The sequence below is a fragment of the Planktothrix serta PCC 8927 genome, assembly GCF_900010725.2.
Classification (GTDB): domain Bacteria; phylum Cyanobacteriota; class Cyanobacteriia; order Cyanobacteriales; family Microcoleaceae; genus Planktothrix; species Planktothrix serta.
Window position 1 is genome coordinate 1 of record NZ_LR734965.1, and the last position, 321, is coordinate 321.

1 protein-coding gene is annotated in these 321 nt (G+C 39.3%); it reads right to left on the reverse strand.

All coding sequences use genetic code 11. From position 1 onward, the window contains the following. The coding region (locus PL8927_RS27825) for a helix-turn-helix domain-containing protein (RefSeq protein ID WP_156093368.1) at window positions 1-156 on the reverse strand (156 nt) is incomplete at its 3' end. Window positions 157-321: the final 165 nt, after the last annotated feature.

Sequence of the window (321 nt, forward strand, 5' to 3'; positions counted from 1 at the left end):
TGCTTTTCTTGATAGCCCTTTTCCTGTTGTTTTATAAGTTTCTTGACACAAGTTTAGGGCATAATTCCAATACCAACGGCAACAACCAAAGCTTTTGGCTAAGGCTATTTGCTGCTCAATCGCTGGATAGATTCGGAATTTATACCCTTGAAACATTGTTGCCTTTAAAACTCTTTGATATACTCTAGCGTATTATTGTTAATTTTGTCGGGATTGGGACATACAAAATTAACTTGGGGGAGTCCATGTATCCCACACTGATTTGGTGGTTATTTTTTGGTGAGCGTGAAATTCAGTGTGGGACTTATCGCTCCCCCAAAC